Below are 8821 nucleotides of genomic sequence, written 5' to 3' on the forward strand. Positions count from 1 at the left end.
GGCGAACCTGTTCAGGGCAATAAATGGGGCGGCGGATTGCTCCGCCGCCCCAGCTTCTCCGCTCGCCGCGCGCTCAGAAACGAACGTTCACGCCCGCGAAGAAGCTGCGACCGAGGGGGTCATAGGTCGCAGGGAAGGTGTTGCCGCTATTTTCCGTGGTCCCGCCATAATCGTTGCCAACCACGGGAGGCAGCTTGTCGAGCAGGTTGTTGACGCCGAACCGGAAGGTGAAATGATCGCCGACGTCATAGCTGGTGAAAAGGTCGAAATAATTGCGCGAACCGATGGTCGGTACGGCGAAATCGCCTGGGGCTGCCGTGCCGAAGCCAACGGTGTCGTTGGTGATCTTGCCGATGTGGCGCCAGCGCAGCTGGACCGTCGCCGGACCCCAGGTCAGCGTGCTGGTCTGCACCCATTGCCATTTCGGCAACGGCCTCAGGCAGGTCTTGCCGACCAGCCCTTCGCATTCCCGCACCGGCGACAAGGACGTCGATTGCAGCCAGCTCTTCATCGTGTAGGTGGCGTTCGCGGCGAGCGCCAGCCGGACGTCCGGAGCCAGATCGAAGCGGTAGGCGGCGGTGATGTCGATGCCTTCCGTGCGCAGGAAGCCCGCATTGACGTTGCGGGCATCGACGCCCGTTTCGGTGCCGCCGCGCAAACTGCCGTTCAGCGGGTTGCGCTGGATCCGGGAACAGAAGACGCCGTCCGGATCCTGCTCCACATTGTAGCAGAGATTGACGATCTCCTCCTCCGGAAGCTGTACGATGGCATTCTCCACCTCGATGTCGAAATAATCGACCGAGGCGGTGAAGCCGCGCAGGAAATCGGGCTGGATCACCACGCCCGCCGTGATCGTGCGCGACTTTTCCGGGGTTAGATTGATGTTGCCGCCAAGATAATTGTTGATCTGGCCCGACACCGGCCCGCCAACGATGCCAGCGGCCGCTGCCGCTGCCGGCACGCCGGTCGCACGACAAAGCTGCGCAAGCGGACCGTTGGCAGCGTAATCGGCCGGCGTCAGCTGGGTGGATTGGCAGGGGTCGACGGTAAGATCGCCCGTGGAGGGCGTCAGCGGCTGTCCAATCTCGTTGAGATTGGGGGCCCTGACGGCGCGCTGATACATGGCGCGGGCGCGGATGCCGGGAATCGGCTCGATATCGCCGCCGAACTTGTAGCTCGTGGTCTTGAAGCTGTTGCCCTGTCCGGTGAGATTATCCCTATTCTGATAGTCCGAATAGCGGATGCCGCCTTCGATACTGGCTATATCCAGGATCGGTATCTTCACTTCGCCATAGATTTCCTTGACCTCGATCTCGGCGTCGATCGGAGTCGAGGAACCGAAGCCAGGTGCGTTGCCCTGAATCAGGTTTTCGTCCGGATTGGCCTTTGATCCCTCGCGGCGATATTCGACGCCGCCGACGAGCCCGCCGGTCTTGGTGCCGCCGAGTGCGAAGGGAAGGTCATAGGCCAGGAAACCGCCCAGGACCGTTTGCGACGTCGTGTCATATTGCTGCAGGTCGAGCCGGATCGCATTGCCAGCCTCCTGGGTCAAATTGCCTTGTCCGAACAGGTTGACGCTGCCGTCCAATATGCCGGCCTGGGTACGGCTGAAGGAGATGTCGTTCGCAAAGGTCTGGGTGCGGCTGGTGCGGCCCCATTGTGCGAACGCCTCCCAGCGCAATCCCTCGACGATGTCTCCCCGGAGTCCGCCGACGAGCTGGTAGGCCGTATTCTCGTATATGGAGTCGCGAGTGCCGAGCTCGACCGTCCGACGCCCGAATGCGACGGAGACGATACCGTCGCCTGGATTCGGATCGCCCGCGAGCGCGGTATCATTCTCCGCCAGAACCGCGCGCGCCTGATCGGAGAGATTGGGATTGGTCGCGTAATTGATGTCGAAGGGGAAGAAGAAGGTTCCCGAGGGCGCAACGACCGTTGTCACGCGGCTGTTGGCAAAGGACGCCCGGCCGAAGAATTCGATCGAATCTGTGATGTCGTATCGACCGAGCACGGTTGCCGTCCATTTTTCCTGCGGCGCCTGCAGCAGGTTGAACGGATTGAAGTTGAAGCCGAAGCGGTCGTCATATGGGACGAGATTGCCGGTTTCGTCGAAGACGCAGGTGCCCTGTTGCGAGGCGCAGGTCGCGCTGACGAGCCCGTCGACGGTGCCGAATGCGTTGGTGAAGCTGTTACCGCCGCCGCCGAGATCGGCCGAAGCAAGCACGTTGCGCGAATAAGCGCGCTGGCCTTGCGTGACAGGCCGGGTCTTCACATAGGTGGCATTGGCGACAAGATTACCCCGACCATCGCCGCTATTGACGCCCATGGTCAGGCTGAAGGCATTTTCGAAACCGTCGCCGCGCTGGGTGATGCCCGCTTGCGCGTCGGCCTCGATGCCTTCGAAATCGTCTTTCATGATGAAGTTGACCACGCCGGCGATGGCATCGGAGCCGTAGACCGAGGATGCGCCGCCGGTCAGCACTTCGACGCGCTCCACGAGCGCCGCCGGAATCATGTTGAGATCAACGATGCCGTTGGAATCGTAGGGGACGAAGCGCTTGCCGTCGACAAGGACCAACGTGCGCTCCTCACCGAGATTGCGAAGGTCGATAGTGGCCACGCCGGGATTGCCATTGTTGGTCGCACCGCCGATCGCGGCGACCACTTGCGGAATTTCGCGGAGGTAATCCTCTACCGAGACGGTACCGGAGATTTCCAGCGCTTCGCCGCTGACCACGGTCACGGGGCTGGAGGCTTCAAGATCGGGCCGCGCGATGCGCGAGCCGGTCACCACGATCTCCTGAACATCGGCCGCTTGCGGGGCTTCGACGCCGCTCTCAACCGGAACCTGCGCGGTGCCCGGTTCGGTCTGGTCCTGGTCTTGGGCATAAGCGGGCGCTGCGATGATCGCCGCGCCGACGAAAAGGGTGGAAGCCAACAACCCCTGTTTGAAAGTCTGTGTCATCTATTGGATCCTCTCTGTGGCACGGAAGCAACGGCATCCTCGGATGCAGCTTCGGCCAGACAATGACGGTTAATTAGGGCTGAGGTTTCCGGGCGAGCAAGCAAAGTGGCGTTCGCAATGGAAGGAAAGCGACACTATGTCGCATTTCTGTCACACCGCTCGAAAGGGAGATCAGGAAATCAATTCGTCACCGCAACAGATTTTGTTTCGTATGCGGAATGTTTGGAACGTTTTCTTGACTCGTGCTTTGCAGATCGCCGTTTTACAGGAAAATCGCAGATTACGTAGCGTAAGTGACTTAGAGTGTTACTTGGATAAATCGCGATAGCAAGTGATTCTTCAATTGCGTATTTATGTATTACCATAGTGTAACATGTTCAATTGAAAAATCTTCCGCGGACCGATAGGGAGCGGATACCGGCGTCTGAGTTGAGCAGCGGGAGGCGATCATGCGGACGATATTGTTTGCGGCTATTCTGCCATTCTCGGTCACGACCTCTGCTTGGGCTCAGGCACCGAGGGTACCGAACGAAGTGGAAAAGCTGCACGCCTGCCGCGACATAGGAAATTCGGAGAGGCGGCTGGCCTGTTATGACGCCGCCGTCGACCAGTTGCAGCGGTCGATCGGCGCCCGCAAGATCGTCGTGATGGATCGGGATGAGATTCGGAGGACGAAGCGCTCCCTCTTCGGCCTCACTCTCTCGGATCTGCCTTTCATCGGCGACAAGGATGCCGACGATATCGAGATCAATACCAGCATCACCGCGGCGCGGCAGCTTCCGGATGGAAAATGGCGCCTCCAGTTGGCCGAAGGCGGAGTCTGGCACACGTTGGAATCGCGCGATTATGGCGCATCGCCCCGTTCCGGCCAGAAGGTCCGCATCCGCAAGGCCGCGATGGGCAGCTATTTAATGAACATTGCCGGCCAGCGCGCCCTGCGCGTACGGCGCCAGAATTAGGCAGACGCCTGCTGACCCCAAGGGTCCGGATTCTGTTCGTTCAATCCCGCAGCAAACGGGTCTAGCGACGCATGGGTCCCGCCAGTGCCTGCGGATCGATGCGGGCATCCTTCCATTTCATGCTCCAGTGAAGGTGGGGCCCGGTGGCACGGCCGGTGGAACCCACCGTGCCGATGAGCTGGCCCTGGCGCAGCACCTGGCCCTCCCTGACGTTTACCTCGGCCAAATGGAGAAAGGCGCTGTTGAGGCCCATGCCATGGTCGACGATCACGAGATTGCCTTCCAGGCTGAAAGATGGCGGACCGGCGAGTACGACCACGCCATCCGCCGGCGTGGCAACGGTCGCGCCCGCGCCTGCCGCCACATCCACGCCCGAATGAAATGAGGCCGCCTCGCCCCGGTAGATGCGCTGCGAACCGAAGACGCCGCTGATCCGACCCGTCGCAGGCCAGATGAAGGTCTGCCGCCAGCCTTCGCTCGATTCCCGAACCGCGCGCGCCGCGGCGATGCGGGCAAGCTCGCCTTGCCGGACCCGCAGATAATCCGCCGAGGGGCCCTTGGGACGCCGGGCGATATCGACATGTTCGATCTGCCAGGCTTCGGGGAGAATCCGGAGGACCTGACGGAGGATGCTGCCGTCGCCGAGGGTCGCCACCAATTGTGCTTCCCCAGCCTGGTCGCGGTCGAAACCGAGGATGAATTGCCGGTCCGCCGCATATGGAACGTCCTGCCCGTCCAATGTCAGCGAAGCCGTGCCGGACGGCGCCACGCCGGTCACGATGCCGCTCTGGCGCATGGGGCCCGAAAACTGAAAGGCGGAGGCGCGGCGGGCGTCGACATGGATCGCGGTCGGCCGGACCTGGGCCGAAAGCGGCAGGATGGCACCTGCCCAGAAAATGAGGAACAAGGGAGCGGTGCGGCAGACCGGCCGCCTCATCCGCGCCCTTCCGCCTGCACCGAAGCCTCGGCAGAAACATAGGGTTCCTGCCGCGCAACGCTCCAGTAGCGAAGAGCGTCCAGCGCGATCGGCTGTCCCGTCACCGCACAAACCACATGGTCGCCGGGGCTCAACACCCGAAATGTTCCATCCATATAATGGAGCCGCGCGGGCCTGCTCCGGTTCGCCATCAGCATCGTCATGACCTTGTTCAACGCAATCGGGTCTCAAAGCAGCTTCGGCTGCTCGCTCGTGGATCTGGAATGGGTAGGACGGCGCGGCCGTTCAACCCCCCTGTCTGTATTCACGTCCAACGCACCGTCCGCGAAGACCAGCCGAAGCCGTTCGATTGCCCGCGCGGACGCCGCCGACATCAAGGTCGTGCCGTCGCGATCCTCGACCCGGGCATAGCCCCTTTCGAGCGGCCTGTTCGGATGGACGAGCTGGGCCACGCGCCACAGCGATTCCAGTCGTTCCTGGGCCCGGCGATGAACGGCGACGAGCAGATTGGGTCTTAACGCCCCGGCCGCATGGCCAAGCTCGCCGCGCGCATGCGCGAGCCGGCCGGCAAGCGCCCGCGGCAGTCGTTCCGCATGATCATCGAGCAGCTGTCGCTGCGGCGCGAGCAAAGCTTCGCGCTCCGGCCAGCGCCTAAGGCTGTTGTCGAATTGCTCGGCGGCACGCTCACGGGCGCGCACCGCGCAACGTTCGATACGATGCCCCAGTTCGCGGAGCTGACCGAGCAGATCGTTTCGCACGGGTACCGCGATTTCGGCGGCAGCCGTCGGCGTCGGCGCCCGGACATCGGCGGCGAAGTCGCAAAGGGAGATATCGGTTTCATGACCGACCGCCGAGATGATCGGTATCGAGGAACTTGCGACCGCGCGCACCACCGCTTCCTCATTGAATGCCCAGAGATCTTCGATCGAGCCGCCGCCGCGTGCGACGATCAGCAGGTCCGGCCGCGGCACGGAGCCGTTTTCGGGCAATGCTCCGAACCCGGCCACGGCGGCCGCGACCTGGGCTGCCGCGCCTTCGCCCTGGACCGCGACCGGCCAGACCAGGACGTGGCTGGGGCAGCGATCGGCGAGCCGGTGCAATATGTCCCGGATCACGGCTCCGGTCGGCGAGGTCACCACCCCGATCACACGGGGATGGAAAGGGAGCTTCCGCTTGCGGTCGGCGTCGAACAATCCTTCCGCGGCCAAAGCGCGGCGCCTCTTTTCGAGCAGCGCCATCAAAGCGCCCTGTCCGGCAAGCTCGAGCCGGTCGATCACGATCTGGTAGCGCGAACGACCAGGATAGGTGGTGAGGCGCCCGGTCGCGACGACTTCCGCTCCATCCTCGGGCTGGAAGCGCAAGGCGCCCGCAACCGCCTTCCAGATGACGCCGTCGATCACCGCCTTGTCGTCCTTGAGGCAGAGATAGCAATGTCCGGAGCTCGCGCGCTTCCACCCGGAAATCTCCCCGCGCACGCGGACGTGCCCGAACGCATCTTCGACCGTCCGCTTGAGCGACATCGACAGTTCGGACACGGATAAGGCAGGCGCGTTGTCGCCCGGCATTTCGGTTGCTAACAGTCCTTCGTCGATCGGAGGAAAATTGTTCATGAATGTCCTGCTGCTTGGCTCCGGCGGCCGTGAACATGCGCTGGCCTGGAAGCTCGCGCAATCGCCGATGCTGGGCAAATTGTTCGCTGCGCCAGGCAATCCCGGCATCGCCGAACATGCCACTTTGGTGCCGATCGATCCAGCCGATCATCGTAATGTAGTCGATTTCTGCTTGAAAAATTCGGTCGAGCTGATCGTGATCGGGCCCGAGGCACCGTTGGTGGACGGCCTTGCCGACAATTTGCGAACGATGGGCTTTGGCGTATTCGGTCCCAATCGGATTCCGGCGCAGCTGGAAGGGTCCAAGGGCTTTACCAAGGATCTTTGCGCCAGGCACGCAATCCCGACCGCCCGCTATGCGCGCGCGTCCGACAGGCTTGCGGCCGAGGCCGCGCTCGAGGATTTCGGGCTGCCCGTGGTGATCAAGGCCGACGGGCTGGCCGCGGGCAAGGGGGTCATCATCGCCGAGACGATGGAGGAAGCGCAGGCAGGCCTTGCGTCCATGTTCGACGGCGGCTTCGGTTCGGCCGGTTCGGAAGTCGTGATCGAGGAATTCCTGACCGGCGAGGAAGCGAGCTTCTTCGTGATGACCGACGGTGTCACCGCTGTCCCGTTCGGTTCGGCGCAGGACCACAAGCGGGTCGGCGACGGCGACACCGGCCCGAATACCGGCGGCATGGGCGCCTATAGCCCGGCCTCGATCCTGACGCCGGATCTGGAGACGAAAGCGATGGACGAAATCATCCGTCCGACGCTGGAGGCGCTGGCCGAGCAGGGGACGCCTTATTCCGGCATCCTCTATGCGGGCCTCATGCTCACCCCCGACGGGCCCTCGCTGATCGAATATAATGCCCGCTTCGGCGATCCCGAATGCCAGGTGCTGATGATGCGGCTCGAAAGTGACCTGCTCGAACTGATGTTCGCGGTGGCGAAAGGCCGGCTTGCCGAAGCGCCGCCGCCCCGCTTTTCGCCCAGCCCGGCTTTGACCCTGGTCGTGGCCGCCAGGGGTTATCCGGGCGCAGCGGAAAAGGGCGGCCCCATCGGCGGATTGGAGAAGGCTGGCGGCGAAAATGTCAAGATCTTCCAGGCCGGCACTGCCTCGGAAAATGGCGTTCTGGTGGCAAGCGGGGGCCGGGTTCTCAACGTCACCGCCCTCGGCGCGAATGTTGCCGAGGCGCAACGCTCGGCTTATGCGGCCGCCGAGGCAATCGACTTCCCGACCGGCTTCTTTCGCCGTGACATAGGCTGGCGGGAGATTGCGCGCGAAAAGCAGGCATCCTATTCCTGAACGCGCGAGCGCGGTCAAAAAAGGAGTCGAAGGGCATGTCACCCATGGTGAAAATCCTGATCGGACTCATCGCCGCTTTGCTGATCGGCTGGATTTGGCACGGCCCGCTTGGCCACGGTGCCGCACTCATCGACAGGATGGAAGGCCAGGCCCGGACTGCGGTGGCGGCGACCGAAGTTCCGGGTATAGAGGTACACCTTGCCCGCCATCCCTTGAAGCGGATCGCCACGCTCGACGGACCGGCCAACGACCTGCAACGGGAAGGGCTGGGCAGCCAGAAGGGAATTTCTGACTATGTCCGCGCCATAGACGGGATCGCCAAGGTTCGCTGGGCGGACGAGAAGCCCGCAACAGCCATGCCGCTGCTTGCCGAGGGTCTGCTGTTGCACGTCATTGCCTATCTTCTGGGCCTGGGACTCGCCGCCATCTTCTGGGGCAGGAAGAAAAAGGAAGGCTTCTTGTAGAAGGACAAGAAACCGAGCCGCTGAATCAAAGGAGTATTCTCGATCATGTCGACCGTCGCCCAAGATTATCTCGTCCCGATCCTGATCGCCCTGCTGGTCGGCCTCGTGGTGGGCTGGTGGATTTTCCGCATGGCCCGCAAGGATGCCGCGCCGGCGCAAAAGCGGGATTCCGTCGCGAAGCCGCCAGCGCCAGCGGCGCCGAACCCGCTCGCTGCCCACGAAGGTCGCGCGATCACCGATCAGGCGGCGGCGGCGACGGCCGATGTGGCGGGCGAGATATTGGGAGTCGACGCTCATCCCGACATTCCGGGGCCTAGTGGTCCTCCCGACAATCTGCAGGCCTTGAAAGGTGTGGGCCCGAAGATGGCCAGCCAGTTGAACGCGCTCGGCATCACCCGCTTCGATCAGCTTGCCGGCCTCGGCGCCAACGAGATCGCCATGATCGACGAAAAGCTGGGCGCATTTCGCGGCCGCTTGTCCCGCGACCGGGTGACGGAACAGGCGAGCTATCTCGCCCGCAACGACCGGGACGGCTTCGAGGCAAAATTCGGCAAGCTCGGAAACTAGAGCATGATCATGCTTCTGTGAATCGGGAGGG

At 63.0% G+C, this 8821-nt stretch carries 8 protein-coding genes; 4 read left to right on the forward strand and 4 right to left on the reverse strand.

The window, feature by feature from the left end; genetic code table 11:
* Positions 1–73: 73 nt before the first annotated feature.
* Positions 74–2965: a TonB-dependent receptor domain-containing protein gene (locus tag RQX22_RS18460; protein ID WP_315728549.1), complete on the reverse strand. Its 2892-nt coding sequence runs from the start codon at positions 2963–2965 to the stop codon at positions 74–76.
* A 449-nt stretch (positions 2966–3414) separates the two neighbouring features.
* On the opposite strand from RQX22_RS18460, the gene RQX22_RS18465 reads away from it, so the two are divergent.
* Complete coding sequence (locus RQX22_RS18465; protein WP_315728550.1) at positions 3415–3924, forward strand: hypothetical protein; 510 nt, start codon at positions 3415–3417, stop codon at positions 3922–3924.
* A 61-nt stretch (positions 3925–3985) separates the two neighbouring features.
* Here the strand turns inward: RQX22_RS18465 and RQX22_RS18470 are convergent, their stop codons facing one another.
* The 3 genes from RQX22_RS18470 to xseA are packed head-to-tail and all read right to left on the reverse strand — an operon-like array spanning position 3986 to position 6471.
* Positions 3986–4861, reverse strand: a complete 876-nt coding sequence (locus RQX22_RS18470; protein ID WP_315728551.1) for a M23 family metallopeptidase — start codon at positions 4859–4861, stop codon at positions 3986–3988.
* A complete protein-coding gene (locus RQX22_RS18475; RefSeq protein ID WP_315728567.1) occupies positions 4858–5058 on the reverse strand; it encodes a DUF2093 domain-containing protein in 201 nt (66 codons plus the stop codon). The genes RQX22_RS18470 and RQX22_RS18475 overlap by 4 nt, the downstream gene beginning before the upstream one ends.
* A 30-nt stretch (positions 5059–5088) precedes the next feature.
* Positions 5089–6471 carry an exodeoxyribonuclease VII large subunit gene (xseA, locus tag RQX22_RS18480; RefSeq protein WP_315728552.1) on the reverse strand — a complete coding sequence of 461 codons (1383 nt, stop codon included), beginning with the start codon at positions 6469–6471 and terminating at the stop codon, positions 5089–5091.
* On the opposite strand from xseA, the gene purD reads away from it, so the two are divergent.
* From purD to RQX22_RS18495, 3 genes are read left to right on the forward strand one after another with little or no spacing between them, the layout of a single operon-like run.
* A complete protein-coding gene (purD, locus tag RQX22_RS18485; protein WP_315728553.1) occupies positions 6470–7759 on the forward strand; it encodes a phosphoribosylamine--glycine ligase in 1290 nt (429 codons plus the stop codon). The genes xseA and purD overlap by 2 nt on opposite strands.
* A gap of 35 nt (positions 7760–7794) precedes the next feature.
* The gene (locus RQX22_RS18490) at positions 7795–8223 is read left to right on the forward strand and encodes a hypothetical protein (RefSeq protein ID WP_315728555.1); all 429 of its coding nucleotides are present in this window, start codon (positions 7795–7797) and stop codon (positions 8221–8223) included.
* A gap of 45 nt (positions 8224–8268) precedes the next feature.
* On the forward strand, positions 8269–8790 hold the full coding sequence (locus RQX22_RS18495) for a hypothetical protein (RefSeq protein WP_315728556.1): 522 nt from the start codon (positions 8269–8271) through the stop codon (positions 8788–8790).
* The last annotated feature ends 31 nt before the right edge of the window (positions 8791–8821 follow it).

The sequence above is a fragment of the Sphingosinicella rhizophila genome, from assembly GCF_032378825.1.
In the GTDB taxonomy this organism is placed as follows: Bacteria; Pseudomonadota; Alphaproteobacteria; order Sphingomonadales; family Sphingomonadaceae; genus Allosphingosinicella; species Allosphingosinicella rhizophila.